Raw genomic sequence first — 23,774 nt, 5'->3', positions numbered from 1 at the left:
TCTGGAAAGGGGGAAGGAATGTATGGAATTAGAAAAATATGAGCCATTGGAAGAAACACCTCAGGTGCAGCAAAATCCACTTCAAAATAAGGTGCTTTTGTGGCTGAGCGGTATCGCTTTCACTTTTTTCATTGCCATCTTAGGCTTGGGGCTGTCGAAGATTTCAGGATTCGATCGAATCGGTCCACTTGCATGCTCGATCATTATTGCCGTGATATATCGTCAAATTGCGGGATATCCAGAAAAGTTCCGGACGGGAATCGAATTTTCCGCAAAAAAACTTTTGCGTTTTGCCATTATTTTATACGGGTTGAAATTAAATATCGATGTAATTTTCAATCAGGGACTGCCATTATTGGTACGTGACATAGGGACAGTAACATTCGCCATAGTCGTGATGGTCCTGATTGCAAAGTGGATTAAGGCAGATGCTTCCATTTCCCTTCTTCTTGCTGTTGGAACCGGGATATGCGGTGCAGCAGCCATCGCGGCAATATCTCCAATCGTGAAAGCGAAGGAAGAGGATACAGCCATAGGCGTCGGGATAATCGCTTTAATGGGAACTCTTTTCTCCATTGTTTATACACTTTTACGTCCGATCCTTCCGCTATCTGCTTTGGATTATGGAATCTGGTCTGGGATCAGTCTTCATGAAATCGCCCATGTTGCTTTGGCAGGAGCACCGGCTGGTGAAGATGCACTAGCGATTGCACTCCTCGCCAAATTGGGACGTGTCTTTTTACTCATCCCTTTATGTTTCATTTTTATGTATTGGATGAAAAAGCGAACATCCGGGAAAATGGGCCATGATGCCAAAATTGATTTTCCATGGTTCCTCGTTGGTTTTATAATCATGAGCCTAATGGGAAGTTATGTGTTTGGAAGTTATATTACGGTTTCACCTCTCGTAATGGATGGCATTTCCAAAGCGACTACATTTATATTGACTATGGCCATGATCGGTCTTGGACTGAATGTTAGCCTGCAGGCACTGCGAACAAAAGCCATGCGTCCCCTTTTGGCCATGACCATTACCTCTTTGCTGCTTTCCATAATTTCGTACTTTATCATTTAATATATAAGCTTTCATATATGCCTGAAATGTGATGAAGGTTGCATATAGGATAAGCCCTGAATACATAGAGCTATTCAGGTTTTTTTTATTCACTCGAAGAAAAACGGTATATGAACGCTGGAAACTCAACATAATCCTAATTTAAGGAAAAAATTGAACGCTGGCATGTTTGAATATTATAACTATTTGGTTTACAATATAAGAACTGATACGAACATTACGATGTCTTTTTCTGTTTGGAGGAAATTTTATGGAGCTAGACTTTAAAAATCCAATCCCTTTACATGCTCAATTGAAAACCATATTGGAAAATCAGATTTTGGAAGGTTATTATAAAGACAAAATCCCGAGTGAAAGGGAACTGATGGATATGTATTCTGTCAGCAGGAGCACTGTACGGGAAGCCGTTTCCATCCTGGTTCGTGAGGGAATATTGGAAAAGAGGCATGGGAAGGGAACGTTCGTCTCCCTTAAACCTGTGCAAGAATGGCTTAAGATGATAAGTTTTACGGAAACCACTAAAAGCATGGGGATTAAACTACTAGATCATGGCCGTGTAATGACACCTGAAAATATAGCTGATGCAAATGGGTTTGAGGATGAATCTTACCATATTAAAAGGCTGCGGTTACAGGGGGATGTCCCAATAGCCATTGAATTGCATTATTATTCTTTGGACCTAGGAAAAAAATTGACGAAATTCGATTTAAGTACAACCGTATTGTATGATGCACTCGAAGGTGAATTAAACATTGACTTTTGTGAAGCGGAACAAATCATAACCTGCGGCTTTCCAACAAAAGAAGATGCAGAACATTTGGGTATAGCCGAAACGATGTGCTTACTGATTACAGAACGAATGATTTTTGATTCTGATGGTAACTTAGTAGAATATTATAAAGGGTTATTCCGATCGGATATGTATTCATTCGCAATGAAAATGTCCCGGAAGAATTGAATTCCACATAAAGTGACCTAAGCCTTTCTAAGAAGAAGAGAGGCTTAGGTCATTTTCAAATCTACCGGGATCCAATAATACTATTTTTATTGGAGAGTATGCCGATGTTAATAACATAGGCTGTTTTAAAATAACCTATTGTTATATTCAAATTATTTACTTACCTCAAGAGCTAAAGGATCAAGGCTTGCCCACCGTTTTCAGCCGTTCGGTTTTGAGGGCTTGCCATCCTCCAATTTAGCCGAAATAAGCCCAAGGGCAACTCCCAGCAACGCACCTGCTCCCACTTCCACAGGCTGATGTCCGAGCAGTTCATTCAGTTCCTTCTCACGCTCAACATACTCAAAGCTCGGAAACTCTCCGGAAAATTTGGCCATATTATCTTCAAGATCATTCACGAGCTTAGCGATTTCGCCTGTATGGCGGCGAATCCCCTGAGCATCATACATCACAATCACGCCAAACACTGTGGCAAGCGATGTTTCCGTATGCAGCCATCCTTTATTCGCTGCTACATACGCTGCCAGGGCGGCCACCCCCGCAGAGTGCGAACTGGGCATGCCACCCGTTGTGAAAGCCTGCTTCGAGTCCCACTTTCCCGTCAGCTTATAATGCGTTAAAATTTTCAGCCCTTGCGCAATGCCAATCGCCGACAGCGCCGTTAAAATTCCCCGATTCATCTTTTCCATGAGCAACTCCTCCACTCCAGACCAGTCCAACCCAACCCAATCCGGGAATTTATCTTCCCTCTTTTGATACCCCAAAAATATTTTTTATATGCAGCAGTTCCATGATGAATGAATCATGATATTACTTTTTGCTGTGTCCGAGTGCAGCTGAAGCATCCTATCCAAGGTGGGTTCAGGCGTATTTTTTTCGGAAAAGGTCACTATTTCATAATAATATTTATAGGATGGGAACCTTAAGGAAAATATATAACGGAAGATAATTAACATGGTTTTAAGGTGGCAATGGAATGAACAAGATCAAGGATATGAATCCGAAAGAGTTAAAAAAGATCATGACGGTAACCGAGAGAATGTCTTTCACAAAAAACTTCAGGTCCGCTACTGCAGAAGAATGGTTCGTATTCATACCAGGCTTCAATGATCCTGGTACTGGGGGAGCTGCTGGAAAGGTTATCGTTCACTACAACCTATATGGAAACAAAGATATGTTCATTAACACAACGGTCATACTGGATGACTCTGTTCTATTTGAGGAAGAAAATTTTCAGCTGGTTTACTCTATTTGTGATGAACTTATAAATCGTCTAGTGGGATACGCTGATACTTTACTGTCCGTACACGCAGGTTCCAATTCTTATAATGCCGAGTACAAACGATAATGTTCGTAAGATAACAAGGAGGAAAAACGGTGAAACATAATCTTGTTCAGTCAATAGTCGAACAATCAGTCATGCTTACAAGTGAAGCAGATTGGGATAAGCTCATTCAACAAGTTAATAATGCAAAATTTGTTTTGCTGGGTGAGGCATCACATGGGACATCCGAATTTTACACGGCACGAGTTGAAATAACAAAAAAGCTGATTCAAGAAAAAAGGTTCACCTTTGTAGCTGTTGAAGGCGATTGGCCCGCATGCCAGGCAATAAATAGGTATGTTAAAGGCTATGACCTAGTGACTAAATCCGCAAAGGATGTGCTAAAAAGTTTTGACCGCTGGCCGACCTGGATGTGGGCAAACGAGGAAATGATCGACCTGATTGAATGGATGAAAGAATACAATGAGTCTGGACAAAATCAAACGAAAGTTGGATTTTATGGGATAGATATCTACAGTCTTTGGGAATCCATGGATGAAGTTATCCGTTACTTAAAACAAATTGATTCTACTGACCTTGAAGCTGCCAGACAGGCGTTCACTTGTTTTGAGCCATTCAATCGGAATAACGAGGAGTACGCAGTTTCTGCAGGTATTTTTTCTGAAGACTGTATAGAAGAAGTAGCCAAATTACTGACGACTATTCAACGAAAAAAAGAAAAATACCCCCATCACGAAGAATTGAATTTGAATCTTCAAGTGAATGCATTGGTAGCATACAATGCCGAAAATTATTACAGGACCATGGTCGTCCATGATGATAAATCATGGAATATTCGGGATATGCATATGGTTGATGCACTTAATGAAATTATGGATTTTTACGGCTCTGAAGGCAAGGCGATTGTATGGGAACATAATACCCATGTTGGTGACGCCAGCGCTACTGATATGAAAGATTCCGGGATGATTAATGTCGGCCAGGTCATTCGAGAGCAAAACCCGACTGAAGATGTATTTATCACAGGTTTCGGAACCTACAGAGGAACTGTTATAGCAGCAGAGGAGTGGGGCGTGGATTTCGAAATTAAAACAGTACCCCCGGCAATGAAGGGAAGTTGGGAGGAGGCGATGCACCTTTCGGGGGCTTATGATAAGTTGCTAATTTTCACTGATGAAAATCGTCAGCTATTCCAAGGGAGGATTGGACATCGGGCGATTGGGGTTGTATACAGACCGGAATATGAACAATATGGTAACTATGTACCTTCTGTAATGTCAGATAGATATGATGCTTTTATTTATATTGATGAAACCCAGGCCCTTCACCCGCTCGTTCAAGAAAAAGCACCCGTTCTGTAATAAAGACGAAGCCGTTTATAACATTTCGTGTTATAAACGGCTTCGTCTTTTTGTTCGTGCTTATTCTTAATGCTACCCAATGTTGGAGATATTATCGCGACGGAAACCAAATTTATTGGTTTGATCATTTCTATTTTTATTTGAGATTAATGAAAATCTAATGAATCGTTACGTGCAAAGCGATTTAATTTTTAAATTAAAAACCATTTCATAAATAATGGTTCAGTTAGACAAAAGGGTTCTTTCTAAAAGTAAAACAAAGTTGATTGGAGCGGGTGTKCGAGACTCCAGCGGGAAAAGCGCGTCCAGGGGAGACCCCGTAGGCGCAGAGGCGCCGAGGAGGCTCCCGGACCGCCCGCGGAAAGCGAGTGCCTGGAGTGGAAATCAACGTTCAAATTATACAATCCCCTAAAAAAATCAATTTTCACTGATTTTGTCTACAGTCTGAAACCATTCTATAAGATGGTTTTTATCTTGATATCTATTTACGGATGGACTGGTTTTTTATATAAACTGCCAATTAATAATATGAAGTAATTAAGAATCGGGCCTCCTAAACAGACGGTTAATAAAGTTCCGATACCTATTGGTCCACTGTAAGTGATTGCCAAAACCAAGAAGAAAGATAAATGAAGGTTTTTGAATATAGTGTATTCATTCCAGTTTGTTAATGTTTGTTTTACTCACATTTAACACTTATTCGTTAACCAGTTCCTTTATCATTAATAGATGTGGACCGCCATCTTCCATAAAGACATCGGATGAAGTCCGATAGCCGAGTTTTTTATAAAAGCCCTCTGCCTGTGTTTGCCCATGTAATTTAACCTGAGTAATACCTTGTTCCTTTGCAATTTCTTCCAACGTTTTAAGTATTATTTTACCGAGACCAAATTTACGGTAAGGCTCCAAGATGCAAATTCTCTCCAATTTACCTAACCCATCAACAACTCTCAATCTTCCAGTTCCGACTGGGTTTTCATTATAATARACTAATATGTGTTCAGATAAAGCATTAAGTGTATCAAATTCATCAAATTCAAATTCTAATGGGAAACCTTGTTCCTCGACAAATACTTCTTTTCTGATATGAAAGGCTATTTTTAAATCATTTTCAGTAGTTATTCTTTTTGAATCCAATGTTCTTCATCCCTTTTCTAGATTTATATAAAAAGACAAGTCATAATAAATGTATATCCTATTTTAGTATAAATGAAATTATTTTTGTTGTAAATACAACAAAAAAGTCAGGGGCTTTTTGAATGAAGGAAATACTCCGTGAAATTGGAATGATAGCAAGGGCATTGGACTCTATAAGTAATATCGAATTTAAAGAATTTGACCTTACAAAAGGGCAGTATTTGTATCTTGTTCGAATATGTGAAAACCCAGGTATCATTCAGGAAAAGTTAGCAGAAATGATAAAGGTTGACCGAACGACAGCAGCTCGTGCCATTAAAAAACTTGAAATACAAGGGTTAATCGAGAAGAAAAATGATGAGGAAAACAAAAAAATTAAAAAGCTATATGCAACCGATAAAGGTGAAACGGTCTATCCTTTTTTGAAAAAAGAAGGGGAGTATACTGACAAGGTTGCGTTATCTGGATTTTCTTTGGACGAAGCGGAAACGATGCTTCATCTTCTTCAAAGAGTCAGAAAAAATATTGAGGTAGATTGGGAATTTGTGAAAAAGGGAAATAAAAGGGGGTATTGATACATTATAAGAAAGAGGCTCGATTCCGTTTCGGAATCGAGCCTCTTTCTAATTATCCAGCTACATTTTCAGTGAACTGACTATTGTATAGCTCTGCGTAGAAACCATTCTCCCTTAAAAGGTCTGAATGTGTTCCTTTCTCAATTACTTTTCCTTGTTCCATAACAAGAATCAAATCTGCATCCTTAATCGTTGAGAGACGATGGGCAATGACAAAGCTGGTTCGTCCTTCCATCAGTCGGTTCATGGCCTTTTGGATAAAGACTTCTGTCCGAGTGTCCACACTAGACGTCGCTTCATCCAATATCATGATTGGCGGATCTGCTAGAACAGCCCGGGCGATTGTCAAAAGCTGCTTTTGGCCTTGTGAGATGTTCGAAGCTTCTTCGTTTAAGATTGTCTCATAACCATCTGGCAGTGTCCGAATGAAATGGTCGGCATGTGCCGTCCGAGCAGCTGCAAAAATTTCTTCATCAGTTGCTCCATTTTTGCCATAAGCGATATTTTCTTTAATCGTACCATTAAAGAGCCAGGTATCTTGAAGTACCATACCAAAATTCTTTCGAAGATCATTACGTGACATATTCCGTGTATCAAGACCATCAATCGTAATCTTTCCGCCATTGAGTTCATAAAATCTCATCAAGAGATTTATCATGGTCGTTTTTCCAGCACCAGTCGGTCCAACAATTGCGACCGTCTGTCCAGGCAAGACATCGATGTTCATATCTTCAATTAACATTTCTTCCCCATATCCAAAGTCCACATGTTCAAAAGAGACAGCACCATTTGCCCTTTTTATATTAACTGTGGTTTGTTCTTTCATTTCCTCTTCTTCATCAAGTAGTTCAAAAACACGCTCAGCGGCTGCAACCGTCGACTGAATAATGTTAGCGATGTTAGCCGTTTGTGTGATTGGCTGGGTGAACTGCTTTGAATATGTGATGAATGCTTGAATGTCACCAATTGAAATCGAACGTTGCGTTACCAATATTCCGCCAACAACGCTGATGAGGACATAGCTAAAATTTCCGATAAAGAACATTACGGGCATGATGATACCTGATATAAACTGGGCTTTGCTTCCCGCTTTATACAATTCTTCATTAACTTCAGTAAACTGGGCACTCGCCTTTTTTTCATATCCGAATGCTTTAACGACTTGATGGCCGGTATATATTTCTTCAATGTGACCATTTAATTGTCCGAGTTTACGCTGTTGATCGGCAAAATGTTTTTGGGATCTTTTTAAAATAGGCCGGATTGCAAATATTGACAAAGGTAAGCTGATTATCGAGATTAATGTCAATAATGGGCTTATCGAAAGCATCATGATGATAATTCCCACAATCGTTACGATTGATGTGATGAATTGCGTTAAGCTTTGCTGAAGGGTGCTCCCGATTGTATCAATATCATTTGTCATTCGGCTAAGTGTTTCACCGTTTGGACGTCCTTCAAAATATTTGAGTGGAAGTTTCTCGAGCTTTTTGTTCACATCTTCTCGAAGGTCATATACCGTGTCTTGTGCAACACTTGACATAATGTATTGTTGTACATAGCTAAAAAGGCTGCTTAAAGCATAAAGTCCAGCAAGGAGTAGAAGAATCTGGCCAATTTTATCAAAGTTAATAGCTGCTCCTGGTACTCCCTGGAATTTCCCGTAAGCTCCTTCGAATAATTCTGTAATTGCATTTCCCATGATCTTCGGTCCTACAATCATAAAAATCGTACTCATGATTGCAGCTAAGAACACGGAAATCAATCTGTTGCGCCTCGGTTTTAAATAGGTCAATAGACGTTTTAATGTTCCTTTAAAATCTTTTGCTTTTTGACCCATCATCATCATGTTACCGCCACCAGGGCCATGCCCGACCTGACCGCCGCCTTGAGGTTTTTTTTGATTACTCATGCAATTTCCTCCTCTGTGAGCTGTGATAAGGCAATTTCACGGTAAATGTCGTTTGTGCTAAGCAACTCTTGATGTGTTCCAATGCCTACAATGCGGCCTTCGTCTAACACAATGATTCGGTCAGCGTCAACAACGGTACTGACACGCTGTGCAACGAGAAGTACCGTCGAATTTTTCGTTTCATCTTTCAGGGCTGCGCGAAGGTTGGCATCCGTCTTGTAGTCCAGTGCCGAAAAACTATCATCGAATATATAAATATCGGGTTTTCGAATGAGTGCCCTTGCAATCGAAAGCCGTTGTTTTTGCCCTCCTGATAGGTTTGAACCGCCTTGATCGATTTCTGCCTCATAGCCGCCTTTCATATTGCTGATAAAATCCTCCGCTTGTGCGATCCGAGCCGCATGCTCAACTTCATCTTGTGTGGCTGTTTGTTTTCCAAAGCGAATGTTTTCAGAGATAGTACCTGTAAAGAGGGAGGCCTTTTGTGGTACAAAGCCAATTTTTGAACGGACTTCATCTTGTGATGACTTACGAACATCAACACCATTGACGCGAATCGTTCCGCTTGAAATATCATAGAAGCGAGGGATCAAATTGACAAGAGTCGTTTTCCCGGAACCTGTTCCACCGATTATTGCGGTGATTTCACCAGGATTTGCTGAAAAACTAATATCCGATAATGCAGGTTCTTCTGCTCCTGGGTAACTGAACGTAACATGTTCAAATTCAAGGGTACCGTGTACACGGTCTGCTTTTTCTGTCCCCTCATCCAGGAATGAAGGTTTCATGTCAAGGACTTCGTTTATCCTTGTTGCCGACACGGAAGCTCGTGGAACCATAACAAACATCATGGAAGCCATAACGAGAGCGAACATAATTTGCATGACATATTGGATAAATGCCATTAAGTCCCCGATCTGCATACCGCCGTTATCAATACGGACCCCACCAAACCAAATGATACCAACAACCGTCAAGTTCATGACAAGCATCATTACAGGCATCATGAAGGCCATGATTTTATTGACTTTGATTGAGACATCCGTTAATTCTTTATTCGCTTTCTTTAGACGTTCTTTCTCTTGTGTTTCACGATTGAAGGCACGARTGACGCGAATGCCAGTTAAATTTTCTCGTAATACAAGGTTCAACCGGTCTAATCGTTTTTGAACCGTTTGAAAGAGCGGCACACCTTTATATAGAATAAGCAAGATTGACCCAATCAAAAAAGGCATTGTGACAACAATGACAAGTGATAATTTTGCATCCATGGATACAGCCATGATTACTCCGCCGATTAACATGATAGGTGCACTGATAACCATACGAAGCATCATGATAACCACTTGCTGGACCTGTGTTATATCATTGGTCGTACGTGTAATCAATGACGCCGTACCGACTTCATCAAATTCTTGTAACGAAAATTTTTCAACGTGATTAAAGACCTTCAGGCGGAGGTCGCGTCCCATTCCCATTGCCGCTTTGGACGAATAGTAACTTGCGATTATGGATGCACAAGCGCCAAGTGCGGAAACCAACAGCATAAAACCGCCGATTTTCCAAATATAAGAAGTGTCTCCTCGAACAACGCCTTTGTCAATAATATCAGCCATTAGTGTAGGCAAAAAGAGGTCCGACATGGACTGAATAAAAACCAGACCGATAACTGCTAAAATAATCCACTTATAAACGGATAAATTTTTCAGTATTTTTATCATTTTGTACACTCTCCTTGTTCGGTTGCTTGTGCTTCTAAAAAGTTTGTAATTTGAAGATGTGTTTTTAGCAACTCTTCAAACTGTTCTTCGGTAAGCATTTCAATGGCCGTTTGAAAGACTTGGTGAATGCTTCCTTCGTGAAAATGAATCGTTTTTAATAAATTTTCGCCCTTATCGGTGATTGACAATTGAATCTCACGCCGGTTGCCCTCCACAGGCTCACGATGGAGCAAACCTCCGCGAACCAGACCATCGACCGCTTGGCTCAAGGTGCTTTTTGGAAGAAATGTTTTCTCCCCGACATTTTTTTGGGAGGTCTCTTTGTAAAGGGTAATGGTCATCAAAATGGAATATTGAGGTACTGTTAATCCATTTTCTGCGGCTGTCTTTTGAACGAACCGCATGATATTTTTCTGTACGTTCCAAAATGAACGCAATAGTTGTACGGAACGCATTAATTGTTTTTCATTCTCCACTCAACATCACCATTCTTTCTGTATTGAACTGTTCCATTTCGAACATTTAATTTTATGAATCATTTTAATTTACAGCTATTCTCCCGCTTAGTCAACAAATAAATAATTTCAACACCCAGGCTTTTATCTAGTCTTGGTGCGTATATGGAAATAAGTTAAAGTCAGGTCAGGCCAAAACTGTTAAACCCATTGTATTTTTGTTAAAGAAAGGTTTTCTCGTGAAAACAACGATACAAAGTGAAATTAACTTGAAAATGTGAGATGAAAAGTGGTAGGATAATATTGCATTGAGTTAGTACCAGGTAATAATAGTAGATGATAACGCATTTGAGGGTGTTAAATGGCAAGCATGCATACATAAAAGAGCTTTCCCTTCCTTAGATACATAACAGGATATAAGTTTGCGAGACAAACAAACAGCTAATAAGAAAGGTTAGTAATTTGTGATATAAAGACCCATATTTATATTGGGTGACAGCGTGAGGAGAACATTCTGGTTTTAACAGAAAACCGTTTTAATTATTAGGAGGGATGATGACATATGGTTGAAAACCGCCATCTACAGGCAGGTCTTAGTGATGAGCAGGTGCTTGAGATGTATAGAATTATGTTGTTGGCAAGAAGAGTGGATGAACGGATGTGGCTGTTGAACAGATCTGGAAAAATTCCATTTGTCGTTTCTTGTCAAGGGCAAGAAGCAGCTCAAGTGGGTGCAGCATTTGCGTTGAATCGTGAAAATGATTATGTCCTTCCTTATTATAGGGATCTAGGAGTGGTGCTCGCGTTTGGGATGACCGCCAGGGATTTAATGTTATCAAGTTTTGCCAAGGCAGAAGATCCAAATTCAGGCGGACGTCAAATGCCTGGGCATTTTGGGCAAAAAAAGAATCGAATCGTGACGGGATCTTCGCCAGTTACGACTCAAGTGCCACATGCAGTGGGGATTGCACTCGCTGCAAAAATGGAAGGAAAAGATATTGTTTCATTCGTTACATTCGGTGAGGGTTCATCAAACCAAGGTGATTTTCATGAAGGAGCGAATTTCGCAGGTGTACATAAACTTCCGGTCATCTTGATGTGTGAAAATAATCAGTATGCCATTTCCGTCCCTATTGAAAAGCAATTGGCTTGCGGGAAAGTGTCCGACCGGGCCATTGGTTACGGTATGCCAGGGGTGACGGTTGATGGAAATGATCCGATCGAAGTATACCGGGTGGTGAAAGAAGCTGCTGAGAGAGGAAGGCGTGGTGAGGGCCCAAGCTTAATCGAAACGGTTTCATACAGGCTTACACCACATTCAAGCGATGATGATGATAGTCAATACAGGTCGCCTGATGAAGTATCGGAGGCAAAAAAAATAGATTCAATCATTACTTTTGGTGCCTATTTAAAAGCAGTGGGAATCATGGATGATCAAATGGAGAAACAATTGAACGAGGAAATAATGGAAGTTGTGAACGAAGCGACGGATTATGCGGAGAATGCTCCATTTGCAAATGAAGACACGCTCTCAAAATACGTTTACGCAGAAAGGTAAGGAGGAAAGAAGATGGCAGTGATATCTTATATAGATGCCGTGATAATGGCGATGCGGGAAGAAATGGAACGTGATTCCCGTGTATTTGTATTAGGTGAGGACGTTGGGGTAAAGGGCGGCGTGTTTAAAGCGACTTCAGGTTTATACGAACAATTCGGTGAACAGCGTGTCATTGATACACCGCTTGCTGAATCTGCAATCGCAGGAGTCGGCATCGGCGCGGCCATGTATGGAATGAGGCCGATTGCGGAAATGCAATTCGCTGATTTCATCATGCCAGCCATCAACCAAATCATTTCGGAAGCTGCAAAAATCCGTTATCGCTCCAATAATGACTGGCATTGTCCTATCGTCATCAGAGCTCCATACGGCGGAGGTGTACATGGGGCGTTATACCATTCACAATCGGTTGAAGCCATTTTTGCGAATCAACCGGGACTTAAAATTGTCATGCCCTCTACACCCTATGACGTGAAAGGATTATTGAAAGCTGCCATTCGCGATGATGACCCGGTCCTTTTCTTTGAACATAAAAGAGCCTATCGCTTAATTAAAGAAGAAGTGCCGGATGATGATTATGTTTTACCGATTGGTAAAGCGGATGTAAAACGTGAAGGCGAGGACGTTACAGTGATCACTTATGGCCTTTGTGTTCATTTTGCGCTTCAGGCAGCTGAAAGGCTGGCCAGTGATGGCATATCCGTCCATATACTTGATTTACGTACCGTTTATCCATTAGATCAAGAAGCCATAATGGAAGCTGCATCTAAAACAGGAAAAGTCCTATTGATTACGGAAGATAATAAGGAAGGAAGCATCATTAGTGAAGTATCGGCGATCATTGCAGAAAACTGCCTCTTCGATCTTGATGCCCCAATCATGAGACTCGCTGGCCCGGATGTTCCTGCCATGCCATATTCACCATCATTAGAGAAATCATTCATGGTGAATCCTGAAAAAGTGGAAAAGGCGCTGCGGGACCTGGTTGCCTATTAAATGGTCTGCATGGAGATACGAACACTTCTTATCCGTTTAAATTGTTGTTTATAATTGGATTGATCTAAAAAACGAACTTAAGTCTAGCATCTATAAAATAGGTTGCCAGGCTTTTTTTTTTGCGCTGAATAAATCATCTATAGTTAAAATATAATCCGTTTGATTACGCTAGAGGGAGCATATAAAACCTGTGATTTTTTTGGGAATTTTCACTACATGAATATATACTATTGAAAAGAATTCTGGACAATTATCCAATAATAAACGATTGGTATGGTGTTTGAAAGTACATATTATGGAATTGCAATTGTCAATAGTCACGCAAAATTCAATATATTAGCGATAAATATTGTGTTTTTTTAAATGTTGAACGCAGTACAGTGATTGGTGAACATTGAAACTAGCAAGGGACTATTATCTTTTAGAAATCTACGGGAGCAGGCAATTTCGTATAAAAAATTCATCATGAAGTATTATATGAAGATAATATCTATTTCGAAGGAGGAAAAAATTGAGCGATCATATTAGAAGCGAATTATCATTATTCACCGAGTACCTTGTATCATTATTATTCACAGCTTGCCTTGCGGTTTTTCTCACAAAGTTCACTGATTCATTTCCATGGCTTTCCTTTATTGGTGTTTCAATTGGTCTTGCCCTCATGATTTCCTGTTGGGAACAAAAGAAAAACCAATGGTCTCTTTTTATTACAGGCTTATTATTGAACACTGCTGTTTGGTCTATTGTTTTGAATTGGTCCTCATTTTTTTAAATATATTTATTCTTGAAAATTACAAAACAGCCTGATCCATTTTGATTGGATTTGGCTGTTTTATTTTACGTTTAATTAAGGCCATCGATATAGTTGAAAAATTGCCTCTTCACTTTTTCTGTGATAACCACTCTGCCACGATTGCAGCTTCTTCGTTTGAAATAACGCCTGCTGGCATTCCATTTTTACCATTTTTAATAATATCCTCAATATCATTTTGTGTATATTTCGCACCAATTTTATTTAAAGCTGGACCAGCTCCTCCTTGTAAATTTTCCCCATGACAAGATATACAACTATTACTCACAATTTCTTCAGGATTACCAGCTGAAGTATCCTGTGTTCCCCCATTTGAATTTGGGGAGGGTGAGGGTTGATGCCCTCTGTAAAAAAACAGTAAAAATATTAAACATCCAGCAAGAACGATACTGGCTCCAGAAGTAAACCAAATTTTTTTCATAAATACCTCCGTATTTAATGTAGCGTGGAGTGAAAATCTTTTTGATAAAAGAACAAAGAACGTTTCTAATATATCTTCTGCATAATAATAGAATCCGTGGAAAATACATAAACCTCTAAGGTCTTATTTTACTCTTCCAAAGTATTTAAGCATTATTATTAATTTATATCTTTCCCCAAAGTTTATTTTTGCATGAATACATTTTTAATAAAAGGTAAGATTCTTTTACTCTAACCTCGGGTACCAAAAATTCCTTTATAACATTTCCAACTTTCTGCAAGGTTATTTAATAAAAGTTTATACATATAGTCGAATTACTGAAAAACTAATATGAACTATTTAGAAAGATGAGGAATTTGAATATTGAAACTGTAAACAATACAGGCATGTCTAAATATAAGCTAGGTATAAAATTGAGCTGTTTTGTGAATATATGTAAAAGGAATAAAAAAGGCACTTACATCCTTTAGTGTGAATAATAACGTTTACTGTAAAGGTTACAAACGGTTTTTAGTAAATGTAACTGATGTTTTTTATGGAGGATTGACGTGATGTTTCAGAATATTGGGATTCCAGGCTTGGTCGTAATTCTTATCATTGCGCTTGTAATTTTCGGTCCGAAAAAGCTACCTGAAATTGGTCGAGCATTTGGACGGACATTAACGGAATTCAAGGGTGCAACAAATGGATTAATTTCTGATGAAGATAAACAGGAAGAGAAAAAACATGAGTTATCGACTGCTGAAAAGAAGATGCTGGATAAACAGAAGAGTCCATAGTGGTATGCAGGTGGGCATTTTTTATATAACTGGAGGTGGCCACCTTGGAAAACAAAGATTCACATCTCATTGAACATCTTGATGAAACTTGGCAACGAATGATTTCGTTGGTGCGTTAGTTATTGTTGAAGACATAATTAAAGATCTTAGGAGCGATTTAGCTATCCTGGGACCAAGTGATATTTTATGGGCGTATACGATTATTTCGTGTGTTTTTGCCATTGCAGCTACGATTCCTGTAGTTGCCTATCAGACCTGGGAATTTATAGCATCTGCCCTGACAAAAGAAGAACGCAAAGTGACTCAAAACGTTTATCCCAGGATTATTCATTTTGTTTATTGTCGGAATCTCTTTTGGATACTGTCTGTTATTATCCATTGTGCTGGAATTTTCAACAAATATGTCAGCAGTGATTAGGAATTCTCAATCCAGTAAAGTTGGCAAAAGCGTGGAGATTATCCAATTTTTTTCTGGTAGTCGTATCAATTATGATTACTCCTCCAGATTTCGATATACTCGTCATTATTCCTTTACTGGTTTCTTACGAATTAAGTGTCACCATATCCAAGATTGCTTATAAGAAAAAGGTAGTAAGCGATGCATCAATGTGATAAGAAAATTCACACCTTGATTATGAAATAGGAGGTTTTTTTTTGTCGGACAAAGAGAAAAGTCAAATAGAAAGACAAGGTAGTACGAGACGTACCTTTTTAAAGAATTCCGGTTTAGCTGTTGGAGGGCTTATTTTAGGTGGAGCAGTTGGAAGCATGTTTGATAGAAATTCGGAAAGTGGTGTGAAAACAGAACAGAAGAGTCAAACTCAAGCTAATAATCCGAATGAAGCCCTGATGTTTTTTTATCCAGAAGAATATCAGACGACAGCGGCAGCTGCAGAACGTATTTTCCCAAAGGACGATCTTGGACCAGGTGCTATGGAATTAAATGCGGCGATTTATATTGACCATCAACTCAACAGTGGGTGGGGCGTAAATGAAAAGGATTATAAACTTGGACCCTATTATAAGCCAGAGCCAACACAAGGTGAACAGAATAAACTTTACCGAAAAGATTTGTTCCGGCTAGGCTTAAAAGAATTGAATACATATAGCAACAAAAACTATAAAAAGAAATTTACAGAATTAGAGGCTAATGAACAGGATGAAGTGTTAGCTGCGTTCGAGAAAGGTAAAGCAAGTTCGCTTTCTGGTGCATCTTCATCGGCATTTTTCCAATTGTTAAGAACTTTGACCATTGAAGGTGTATATGCAGATCCATTGTACGGAGGAAATAAGGAAATGCTAGGCTGGCAGATGCGAAAGTATCCTGGTTCTCGAATGAGTTATACAAAAGAAATCCAAAGTAAAGAATTTTTAAAGCTAGATCCAAATAGCCTTCAAAGTCATATGAAACATTCATGATAGAAAGGGATGAAAAACATGGCAAAAAAACTACCTAAGGTACCCGTCGTTGTTGTCGGGATGGGCTGGGCTGGAGGTATTATTGCCTCGGAATTAACAAAAGCAGGAATCAAAGTCGTTGGACTAGAGCGCGGGAAAGAACGGGATATGAGTGATTATTTAATGGTGCATGACGAACTGCGTTTCCAACATCGTGAAGAGTTAATGCAAGATTTATCAAAAGAAACTATTACTCATCGTAATAACCAAAAAATGAGAGCACTCCCTATGCGTAATTATGGAACTTTTATCGTAGGTGAAGGTCTTGGAGGAGCTGGTAGTCACTGGAATGGACAGACCTACCGTTTTCTTCCCTATGATTTTGAAATTAAATCACTAACTGAAAAAAGGTATGGTAAAAATAAAATTAAATCAGACTATCCGATTCAAGACTGGGGCATTACATATGACCAAATCGAACCATATTATGATACTTTTGAAAAAATGGCAGGAATATCTGGTGAAACTGTTAAGTTATATGGAAAACGCTCCAATCCTTATCCAACAGGACCGATGATAAAAACACCTGTATTAGCGGAATTCGAACAAGCAGCGAAGAAGCTTGGCTACAAACCATATATGATCCCATCTGCAAATCTATCAGAGAATTACGAAAACCCTGATGGTATTTCACGTTCAGCCTGTCAATATTGTGCATTTTGTGAGAACTTCGGTTGTGAGTATGGTGCAAAAGCAGATCCAGTTGTTACGGTCATTCCTGTTGCCAAAAAAACTGGTAACCTTGACCTGCGGACATACTCAAACGTCACCCGTATCTTAAATGATGGTACGAAAGCGACAGGTGTTATTTATGTAGACACCTTCACGGGTGAAGAATTCGAACAACCGGCAGAAGTAGTGGTCTTAGCGAGTTATGTATTTAATAATGTTAGACTTTTACTTAATTCAAATCTTGGAGTACCCTATGATCCAAAAACCAGAAATGGTGTAATTGGTAAAAACTATTGTTACCAAGTGAGTTCAGGATATTCAAGCCTTTATTATAATGACCGTGAGTTCAATATATATGGAGGTGCAGGTGCATTAGGCATTGAGATTGCAGAATTTACAGGTGATAATTTTGACCATTCGGATGTAAACTTCCTTCACGGAGCAGGAATTCGTACAACCCAGTATGGGAATAGACCTATAGCTAATAATAACTCACCAATCGGAACACCTTCATGGGGTGCGGAATTTAAAAAGCAATCAATCAAATATGCCAATAGCATCCTGCAAGTCAAATCACAGGGTGCAAGTATGCCACACATACAAAACTACCTTGATCTGGATCCTACTTATAAAGATGTATACGGTATGCCTTTATTACGGATGACATATGATTATACTGCCCAAGACCGTGAGTTAGTAAAATACATGGCGAAAGTAACAAGATCGATTGCTAAAAAAATGGGTCCTGATCATATTGATACGGTTGCTGAACAAGCAGATTTTAACGTAAACACAGATACGAATACGCATAACACAGGCGGCGTCATCATGGGGGCTGATCCAAAAAATTCAGCAGTTAACACTTACCTGCAAATGTGGGACGCTGAAAATGTATTTGTTGCGGGTTCTTCAGCATTTCCTCATAACAGTTCGTTCAACCCAACTGGTACTTTAGGTGCCTTTTCATATAGAGCAGCAGAAGGGATTGTAAAGTACCTTAAAAAAGGTGGTTCCCTCGTATAAGACAGCTTTTCCTTTGATCTAAAAATAACATGACCTGTTCCCACAATAATTGGGGGCAGTTTTTTAATTTTAGGATGCTAAAAAAAACAAACATGCATGGGCTCCATTTAAGACTAAGGGTATCGTTTAAGGTACATATTAAACTTAATACCAAAAACTTAAGATAAGGGGGTTTATAAAATGAAAGGCAAATGGAAAATCACTATTTTATCCGCATTACTTTCGGTAAGTTTTTTGTCAGCATGTAACGCTGGTAATACCGACTTTAATGATCAAGAGGAAGTAGATTATCGTCCTGTTCGAAATGACACGGACACGAATCCAAATAATAATGATGATGATAATCGATCATTCAAGCACGATGAAAACCCTGATCAAACAGATAAACAAATGGAAAAAGGCAATAACCTTGAATTTAATAAATCGAGAGGCGATTTATAGAACCTCTAATAAGAAGACAATATTTTATTTGGGATACCATTGGAAAAACGCCCAAAATCCGATTTTCCTCCCGTTTGACTTTACTTCTCATTCTTGCATAAATGTATTCCATGGAGTTGACATGATAAAATGAAATTTAACAAGAAAAAAATCAACGTTGTAGATATTCAAAAAGCGAAGAAAAGCGTGTTTGCTACAGGGGTAGGAAATGCTATGGAGTGGTTTGATTTTGGCTTATATTCCTATTTGGCTGTTATCATTAGTCAAAATTTTTTTAGTGCTGTTGAGAATGATGAGCTAAAATTAGTGTTCACCTTTGCAACGTTTGCGATTGCCTTTTTAATGCGCCCAGTAGGGGGTATCATATTTGGTAAAATCGGAGATAAATTAGGAAGAAAAGTCGTTTTAACAACCACGATTATTTTGATGGCTTTTTCAACATTACTAATCGGTTTATTACCTACATATGATCAAATCGGTATATGGGCACCTATACTCTTATTAATAGCTAGAATTATTCAGGGTTTTTCAACAGGTGGCGAATACGCTGGTGCAATGGTCTATATTGCAGAATCTTCTCCAGACAATAAACGCAATATGCTTGGAAGTGGATTAGAAATTGGTACGCTAATTGGTTATATATTAGCTTCATTACTTGCCAGTACACTCTTTATCACTCTTTCCGATCAACAGATGGCCTCATGGGGTTGGAGAATACCGTTCCTACTCGGCTTACCTTTAGGGCTTATTGGATTGTACTTAAGAAAAAGTTTAGAAGAATCACCGATTTTTGAAAATGAACTTTCTGATGATGAAGGCCAAGATGAAAGCTTTCTATCTATTTTTAAAAATCACAAAAAGGATATTATTGTATGTTTTGTAGCTGTTGCATTCTTTAATATTACAAGCTATATGCTATTATCATACATGCCTTCTTATTTAGATGAGATTATTGGATTATCCAGTACAGTAGGAACCCTATTAATTACGATACTAATGATTATTATGGTGCCACTTACTTTAATGTTTGGAAAACTCAGTGATAAAATTGGAAATAAGACTGTTTTCTTAATCGGTTTAGGCGGTTTAAGTCTATTGTCTGCCCTTGCTTTTTATTTAATAAACTTGAATGCTTTAGTATTTATTTCGTTAGGTGTTCTAATTCTAGGTGTTCTGCTTTCAATTTATGAAGGCACAATGCCTGGATCGTTACCAACCATGTTTTATACTGATATTCGATATCGAACATTATCGGTGACCTTTAATGTCTCGGTTTCAATATTTGGTGGAACTACCCCTTTAGTTTCCACATGGTTAGTTCACAAAACGGGGAATAACTTAGCACCTGGTTTCTATCTAACAGCCGTGAATATTATCGGGTTTTTAGTGATATTATTCTTGTTCAATAGTACTTCAGGAAAATCGCTAAAAGGATCTTACCCAACAGTTGCCTCAAAATCTGAATTTCAAGAAGCTGTTGAAAATCCAAAAGATTCCCTATGGTGGAAAACGGAACAAAGAGAAAAATAATAAAAGCACACATCCAATGGGAGGACTACTCGAAATACAGGCACTCAAACATGAGCGTCTGTATTTTGGGTTTTGTGGTACTCACGAATAATAAAGTTGTTTAAAAATAGAAAGAAGAATTAAAGGAAGCGATAGAGTTATTTAAAGAAATGGGTTACGAATAAGTTCCCTTTTCTCTTAGGGAACTGCTGGACAATTACCCACTTTTCCACCTGGGGAACATTGATGCTAATAAGGTAGAAGAGGTAGCGGGATTTGTTCGCTTTGATCATTTAAAGGAAGAACAGATTTACGAGATGTATACTCGATAAACCATTAATTAATGAAAAGATGTGAATTCAAAAGGATATTATGAAAATTAGGGAATGATTAATAGTGACAGCCTTAAAACAACGGTTGCTATACCTTAAGCCTATTGGTACGGAACTTGTAATAATAGTAATACAAAATACTGTCTTTGCCGCTAGTTATAGCTTGAGACTGTAACCCATATACAGAATGGTCTATATTTTAAGGAAAATTGACTGTATTTTTTTGTCCTGTAATTATTTCGACATTGAGATATATTGATTTGAGACAATGTTGTTGACAGTGAATGGTATTCATGATAAATTATCTTTAAGTAAAGATATATTAATTCAAGATAATGAGAAATATCTAATCAAACCCCTATAATGAATAGCCACTCTTTTTGAAGGAAAAATATAGGGGATTAAGGAAAACGTTAAATATCCAAAAATTGATTCGTTTTAATGGGAGGAATAATGTATGAATGGTTTAAAAGGTATACACCACGTAACGGCCATAACAAGTAGTGCTGAAAAAAATTATGAATTTTTCACAAATATATTAGGCATGCGTTTAGTCAAGAAAACCGTTAACCAAGATGATATCCAAACCTATCACCTGTTTTTTGCCGACGATGTTGGCGGTGCGGGTACTGACATGACATTCTTCGATTTTCCTGGAATTCCAAAAGGGGTGCATGGGACTAATGAGATCTCTAAAACATCCTTCCGTGTACCGAATGATGCGGCATTGGAGTATTGGGTTAATCGCTTTGACCGTTTAGAAGTAAGTAATACAGGAATCCAAGAACAATTTGGTAAAAAAACCATTTCGTTTGTGGATTTTGATGATCAGCAATATCAATTGATCTCAGATGAAAATAATGAAGGGGTTGCAGCTGGGATTCCTTGGCAAAAAGGACCGATTCCTCTGGAACACGCTATTACAGGATTAGGACCAATTTTCATTCGTATCGCCAACTTTGATTACTTTAAAGAAATGATGGAAAAAGTCCTATTATTCAAAGAAATAGACAATGAAGGGTCATTTCACCTATTTGAAGTAGGGGAAGGCGGGAATGGTGCACAAGTGATCGTCGAGCATAATTCGACCCTTCCTCAGGCTCGGCAGGGTTTTGGGACTGTTCACCATACAGCCTTCCGTGTTGAAGACCGTTCCGTTCTGGAAGAATGGATCAAACGAATGGAAAGCTTCCAATTTCATACGTCCGGTTATGTCGATCGTCACTTTTTTGAGTCGCTTTACGTACGAGTGGCACCGCAAATTTTATTCGAGTTTGCCACGGATGGTCCTGGATTTATGGGGGATGAGCCGTATGAAACGCTTGGGGAAAAGTTATCTTTACCACCGTTCTTGGAACCGAAAAGGGATCAAATCGAAAAGTTGGTCCGTCCCATTGATACAGTAAGAAGCACCAAGGAATTCATTAAAGAATAATTGCGAATGATATATTGGTTTATGCCCATACTAAAATAGGTAGAAATAAAAAATGGAATAATCATTTGAAATAGAAAAAATGTTCTGGAGGAATGAATCATGACAAAAGATTTTTACACGGCCATTAAAGAGAGACGTTCGTATTATGGAATCAATAAAGAAGTCCAAGTATCGGATGAGAAAATTAAAGAAATAGTTGAATTTGCGGTAAAACACACGCCATCGGCTTTTAATTCCCAATCCTCCCGCCTTGTTGTTTTAACAGGATCGGCACATGATAAATTATGGGATATTACGACACAGGCTTTAAGGAAAGCGGTTGGTGAGGGGGATTTCTCTGGCACTCAACAAAAAATGGATTCCTTCAAAGCGGGATATGGGTCAATATTATTCTTTGAAGATGAATCTGTAGTGAAATCACTTCAAGAACAATTTGCAACGTATGCCGATAACTTCCCAATCTGGTCACAACAAACATCAGGCATGCATCAATTAGTTGTTTGGACGGCACTTGAAGCAGAAGGATTGGGAGCAACTTTACAGCATTATAATCCTCTAATTGATGATGAAGTGAAAAAAGAATGGAATGTTCCAAGCGATTGGAAATTGATTGCGGAAATGCCATTTGGTAATCCAACAGCTCAACCGGGTGATAAAGAATTCAAACCACTTGAGGATCGTATCAAATTTTATAAATAAAGAGGACCGATAAGAGAAACTTTGTTGAGAGCCAATTCTAATTGGCTCTTTTTTGTTTGAGCTCATTTGCCCATTTTTTTCAGTTTTACAATAAGAAAAAATATTTTCACTATTTTTTGTTTATTGCCGTGTGTGGAAAGTGACTATACCTAATGTAAAAGTTTTATAAGTAATAATTCTCCTTTTTATTCAATTCATTGAAAATAAGAGCAATTCCTTGCTCAAGTTTTTGTATATTTGTATTGGACACGTTTAGTTTTAATATTTTATCCTGGTGAAAGCCATCTATATAATTTTGACCCATCGTCTCTACCAGTACTTGTTGATTCTGTAAGTTATTGATGAGGTAAGTACTATTTAAACGATGAGGCAGTACGATATGAGCGTTCATACATATGGATGCTGGGCGATAAAAGTCTGAAGCAGAGTGCTTTTCTAGAGCATCATATAGCAAGTTTGCACGCAATGAATAGGAAAGGCGCACTTGGTTTCTATGGTGTTTAAACATACCGCTTTTTATGTAGATTTCCAATGCTGCTTGTGAAATCATGGAACTATCAATATCAGACGTTCTTTTATATAGTTGGAAGCTCTCCGTTAATGGTTTAGGCAATACGGCAACACCTATGCGTAATCCTGGAAACATTATTTTTGAGAAGCTTTTTAAATAAATGACCATGTTATCGGTATCCTCGGAAAAAATAGGGTCTACCTTCATATTTTCTTCGAAATCTGCTAAATAATCATCTTCTACAATATAGACTCCATACTTTACTGCAAGTTTTAGTATCTCCACTCTTTCCATTTTAGAATAAGAAGTCCCTAACGGATTATGAAAACGAGGCATCGTATAAAAGAATTTGATTTCCTGATCACTAAAAATCCGTTCTAACTCCCCTAAATCAATACCTTCTGCTGTTCGTTCGATTCCTAGCACGGAAATCTTGTACGCTTTCAATTGCTCCACAAATAGATGATAACTAGGCTGCTCAACAAGTATATGAGTACGTTCATTTGGAAAGGGGATTAACGTTAATAAGGAAAGTGCTTGCTGCACGCCAGAAGTAATGAAAATCTGTTCTTCTTTTGCGAAGACCTGATACTGCTCTAATTGTTTTTGTATCACTTTAATTAAAGAGGGCAGTCCTTTTGGAGTGCCAT

Annotated in this window: 22 protein-coding genes and 2 pseudogenes; 16 read left to right on the top strand and 8 right to left on the bottom strand. The window is 38.6% G+C overall.

Going from position 1 to position 23,774, the window contains the following annotated elements; translation table 11 throughout:
• The first annotated feature begins 22 nt into the window (after window positions 1-22).
• Window positions 23-1,075, top strand: a complete 1,053-nt coding sequence (locus AC1DVB_RS14150) for a YeiH family protein (RefSeq protein WP_268564786.1) — start codon at window positions 23-25, stop codon at window positions 1,073-1,075.
• Between the two features lie 250 nt (window positions 1,076-1,325).
• On the top strand, window positions 1,326-2,033 hold the full coding sequence (locus AC1DVB_RS14145; protein WP_034312712.1) for a GntR family transcriptional regulator: 708 nt from the start codon (window positions 1,326-1,328) through the stop codon (window positions 2,031-2,033).
• Window positions 2,034-2,233: 200 nt separating this feature from the next.
• Here the strand turns inward: AC1DVB_RS14145 and AC1DVB_RS14140 are convergent, their stop codons facing one another.
• The gene (locus tag AC1DVB_RS14140) at window positions 2,234-2,722 is read right to left on the bottom strand and encodes a divergent PAP2 family protein (protein WP_034312708.1); all 489 of its coding nucleotides are present in this window, start codon (window positions 2,720-2,722) and stop codon (window positions 2,234-2,236) included.
• A gap of 305 nt (window positions 2,723-3,027) precedes the next feature.
• On the opposite strand from AC1DVB_RS14140, the gene AC1DVB_RS14135 reads away from it, so the two are divergent.
• Together AC1DVB_RS14135 and AC1DVB_RS14130 are read left to right on the top strand one after the other, a co-directional pair.
• Window positions 3,028-3,381: a hypothetical protein gene (locus AC1DVB_RS14135; RefSeq protein WP_477589673.1), complete on the top strand. Its 354-nt coding sequence runs from the start codon at window positions 3,028-3,030 to the stop codon at window positions 3,379-3,381.
• 29 nt (window positions 3,382-3,410) lie between these two features.
• The gene (locus AC1DVB_RS14130) at window positions 3,411-4,679 is read left to right on the top strand and encodes an erythromycin esterase family protein (RefSeq protein ID WP_268564781.1); all 1,269 of its coding nucleotides are present in this window, start codon (window positions 3,411-3,413) and stop codon (window positions 4,677-4,679) included.
• Window positions 4,680-5,164: 485 nt separating this feature from the next.
• On the opposite strand, the pseudogene AC1DVB_RS14125 reads toward AC1DVB_RS14130, so the two are convergent.
• Window positions 5,165-5,328, bottom strand: a pseudogene (locus AC1DVB_RS14125) (YitT family protein); the annotation flags it as partial.
• A gap of 47 nt (window positions 5,329-5,375) precedes the next feature.
• A complete protein-coding gene (locus AC1DVB_RS14120; RefSeq protein WP_057275996.1) occupies window positions 5,376-5,816 on the bottom strand; it encodes a GNAT family N-acetyltransferase in 441 nt (146 codons plus the stop codon).
• 122 nt (window positions 5,817-5,938) lie between these two features.
• On the opposite strand from AC1DVB_RS14120, the gene AC1DVB_RS14115 reads away from it, so the two are divergent.
• The gene (locus tag AC1DVB_RS14115; protein WP_239861050.1) at window positions 5,939-6,391 is read left to right on the top strand and encodes a MarR family winged helix-turn-helix transcriptional regulator; all 453 of its coding nucleotides are present in this window, start codon (window positions 5,939-5,941) and stop codon (window positions 6,389-6,391) included.
• A 52-nt stretch (window positions 6,392-6,443) separates the two neighbouring features.
• Here AC1DVB_RS14115 and AC1DVB_RS14110 read toward each other — a convergent pair whose 3' ends face one another.
• The 3 genes from AC1DVB_RS14110 to AC1DVB_RS14100 are packed head-to-tail and all read right to left on the bottom strand — an operon-like array spanning window position 6,444 to window position 10,500.
• Window positions 6,444-8,303: an ABC transporter ATP-binding protein gene (locus AC1DVB_RS14110; RefSeq protein WP_057275994.1), complete on the bottom strand. Its 1,860-nt coding sequence runs from the start codon at window positions 8,301-8,303 to the stop codon at window positions 6,444-6,446.
• Window positions 8,300-10,024 (bottom strand): ABC transporter ATP-binding protein, encoded by a 1,725-nt coding sequence (locus AC1DVB_RS14105; protein WP_477589661.1) that lies wholly within the window; start codon window positions 10,022-10,024, stop codon window positions 8,300-8,302. Before AC1DVB_RS14105 ends, AC1DVB_RS14110 begins: the two co-directional genes overlap by 4 nt.
• Complete coding sequence (locus AC1DVB_RS14100) at window positions 10,021-10,500, bottom strand: MarR family winged helix-turn-helix transcriptional regulator (protein ID WP_095679605.1); 480 nt, start codon at window positions 10,498-10,500, stop codon at window positions 10,021-10,023. Before AC1DVB_RS14100 ends, AC1DVB_RS14105 begins: the two co-directional genes overlap by 4 nt.
• A gap of 541 nt (window positions 10,501-11,041) precedes the next feature.
• On the opposite strand from AC1DVB_RS14100, the gene AC1DVB_RS14095 reads away from it, so the two are divergent.
• The 3 genes from AC1DVB_RS14095 to AC1DVB_RS14085 all read left to right on the top strand — a co-directional run bounded on the left by AC1DVB_RS14095 (window position 11,042) and on the right by AC1DVB_RS14085 (window position 13,805).
• Window positions 11,042-12,037, top strand: coding sequence for a thiamine pyrophosphate-dependent dehydrogenase E1 component subunit alpha (locus AC1DVB_RS14095; RefSeq protein WP_072272874.1), 996 nt, complete (start codon window positions 11,042-11,044; stop codon window positions 12,035-12,037).
• Window positions 12,038-12,049: 12 nt separating this feature from the next.
• On the top strand, window positions 12,050-13,033 hold the full coding sequence (locus tag AC1DVB_RS14090; RefSeq protein ID WP_095679607.1) for an alpha-ketoacid dehydrogenase subunit beta: 984 nt from the start codon (window positions 12,050-12,052) through the stop codon (window positions 13,031-13,033).
• Window positions 13,034-13,544: 511 nt separating this feature from the next.
• Window positions 13,545-13,805: a hypothetical protein gene (locus tag AC1DVB_RS14085; protein ID WP_057275989.1), complete on the top strand. Its 261-nt coding sequence runs from the start codon at window positions 13,545-13,547 to the stop codon at window positions 13,803-13,805.
• Between the two features lie 109 nt (window positions 13,806-13,914).
• Here AC1DVB_RS14085 and AC1DVB_RS14080 read toward each other — a convergent pair whose 3' ends face one another.
• Window positions 13,915-14,265 (bottom strand): c-type cytochrome, encoded by a 351-nt coding sequence (locus AC1DVB_RS14080; RefSeq protein WP_063576534.1) that lies wholly within the window; start codon window positions 14,263-14,265, stop codon window positions 13,915-13,917.
• 551 nt (window positions 14,266-14,816) lie between these two features.
• On the opposite strand from AC1DVB_RS14080, the gene AC1DVB_RS14075 reads away from it, so the two are divergent.
• The 8 genes and pseudogenes from AC1DVB_RS14075 (at window position 14,817) to AC1DVB_RS14040 (ending at window position 22,613) form a co-directional block, all read left to right on the top strand.
• Window positions 14,817-15,044: a twin-arginine translocase TatA/TatE family subunit gene (locus AC1DVB_RS14075; RefSeq protein ID WP_170946968.1), complete on the top strand. Its 228-nt coding sequence runs from the start codon at window positions 14,817-14,819 to the stop codon at window positions 15,042-15,044.
• Between the two features lie 44 nt (window positions 15,045-15,088).
• A pseudogene (locus tag AC1DVB_RS14070) lies at window positions 15,089-15,656 on the top strand (twin-arginine translocase subunit TatC).
• 42 nt (window positions 15,657-15,698) lie between these two features.
• Window positions 15,699-16,463, top strand: coding sequence for a gluconate 2-dehydrogenase subunit 3 family protein (locus AC1DVB_RS14065; protein ID WP_095679609.1), 765 nt, complete (start codon window positions 15,699-15,701; stop codon window positions 16,461-16,463).
• Between the two features lie 18 nt (window positions 16,464-16,481).
• Window positions 16,482-18,197 carry a GMC family oxidoreductase gene (locus AC1DVB_RS14060; RefSeq protein ID WP_268937891.1) on the top strand — a complete coding sequence of 572 codons (1,716 nt, stop codon included), beginning with the start codon at window positions 16,482-16,484 and terminating at the stop codon, window positions 18,195-18,197.
• 180 nt (window positions 18,198-18,377) lie between these two features.
• On the top strand, window positions 18,378-18,638 hold the full coding sequence (locus AC1DVB_RS14055) for a hypothetical protein (RefSeq protein ID WP_034312674.1): 261 nt from the start codon (window positions 18,378-18,380) through the stop codon (window positions 18,636-18,638).
• Between the two features lie 129 nt (window positions 18,639-18,767).
• Complete coding sequence (locus AC1DVB_RS14050) at window positions 18,768-20,168, top strand: MFS transporter (RefSeq protein WP_057275984.1); 1,401 nt, start codon at window positions 18,768-18,770, stop codon at window positions 20,166-20,168.
• 768 nt (window positions 20,169-20,936) lie between these two features.
• Entirely contained in the window at window positions 20,937-21,914 is a 978-nt protein-coding gene (locus tag AC1DVB_RS14045) for a ring-cleaving dioxygenase (protein ID WP_063576529.1), read from the top strand.
• A 99-nt stretch (window positions 21,915-22,013) separates the two neighbouring features.
• A complete protein-coding gene (locus AC1DVB_RS14040; protein WP_477589655.1) occupies window positions 22,014-22,613 on the top strand; it encodes a nitroreductase family protein in 600 nt (199 codons plus the stop codon).
• Between the two features lie 163 nt (window positions 22,614-22,776).
• Here the strand turns inward: AC1DVB_RS14040 and AC1DVB_RS14035 are convergent.
• Window positions 22,777-23,774 (bottom strand): aminotransferase-like domain-containing protein (locus tag AC1DVB_RS14035; protein WP_477589653.1); only part of this gene is annotated, 998 nt, incomplete at its 5' end.

The organism is Peribacillus sp. P4_D6, from assembly GCF_056401795.1.
The sequence above is the reverse complement of the archived record's forward strand: the minus strand, read 5'-3'. Positions and strand labels throughout refer to the sequence as shown.

What these genes read in the sequence shown, in the direction of transcription:
- AC1DVB_RS14150 (WP_268564786.1), top strand. Translation starts at nt 23, where the DNA reads ATGGAATTAGAAAAATATGAGCCATTGGAAGAAACACCTCAGGTGCAG.
- AC1DVB_RS14145 (WP_034312712.1), top strand. Translation starts at nt 1,326, where the DNA reads ATGGAGCTAGACTTTAAAAATCCAATCCCTTTACATGCTCAATTGAAA.
- AC1DVB_RS14140 (WP_034312708.1), bottom strand. Translation starts at nt 2,722, where the DNA reads ATGGAAAAGATGAATCGGGGAATTTTAACGGCGCTGTCGGCGATTGGC.
- AC1DVB_RS14135 (WP_477589673.1), top strand. Translation starts at nt 3,028, where the DNA reads ATGAATCCGAAAGAGTTAAAAAAGATCATGACGGTAACCGAGAGAATG.
- AC1DVB_RS14115 (WP_239861050.1), top strand. Translation starts at nt 5,939, where the DNA reads ATGAAGGAAATACTCCGTGAAATTGGAATGATAGCAAGGGCATTGGAC.
- AC1DVB_RS14110 (WP_057275994.1), bottom strand. Translation starts at nt 8,303, where the DNA reads ATGAGTAATCAAAAAAAACCTCAAGGCGGCGGTCAGGTCGGGCATGGC.
- AC1DVB_RS14095 (WP_072272874.1), top strand. Translation starts at nt 11,042, where the DNA reads ATGGTTGAAAACCGCCATCTACAGGCAGGTCTTAGTGATGAGCAGGTG.
- AC1DVB_RS14090 (WP_095679607.1), top strand. Translation starts at nt 12,050, where the DNA reads ATGGCAGTGATATCTTATATAGATGCCGTGATAATGGCGATGCGGGAA.
- AC1DVB_RS14080 (WP_063576534.1), bottom strand. Translation starts at nt 14,265, where the DNA reads ATGAAAAAAATTTGGTTTACTTCTGGAGCCAGTATCGTTCTTGCTGGA.
- AC1DVB_RS14075 (WP_170946968.1), top strand. Translation starts at nt 14,817, where the DNA reads ATGTTTCAGAATATTGGGATTCCAGGCTTGGTCGTAATTCTTATCATT.
- AC1DVB_RS14060 (WP_268937891.1), top strand. Translation starts at nt 16,482, where the DNA reads ATGGCAAAAAAACTACCTAAGGTACCCGTCGTTGTTGTCGGGATGGGC.
- AC1DVB_RS14055 (WP_034312674.1), top strand. Translation starts at nt 18,378, where the DNA reads ATGAAAGGCAAATGGAAAATCACTATTTTATCCGCATTACTTTCGGTA.
- AC1DVB_RS14050 (WP_057275984.1), top strand. Translation starts at nt 18,768, where the DNA reads ATGAAATTTAACAAGAAAAAAATCAACGTTGTAGATATTCAAAAAGCG.
- AC1DVB_RS14045 (WP_063576529.1), top strand. Translation starts at nt 20,937, where the DNA reads ATGAATGGTTTAAAAGGTATACACCACGTAACGGCCATAACAAGTAGT.
- AC1DVB_RS14040 (WP_477589655.1), top strand. Translation starts at nt 22,014, where the DNA reads ATGACAAAAGATTTTTACACGGCCATTAAAGAGAGACGTTCGTATTAT.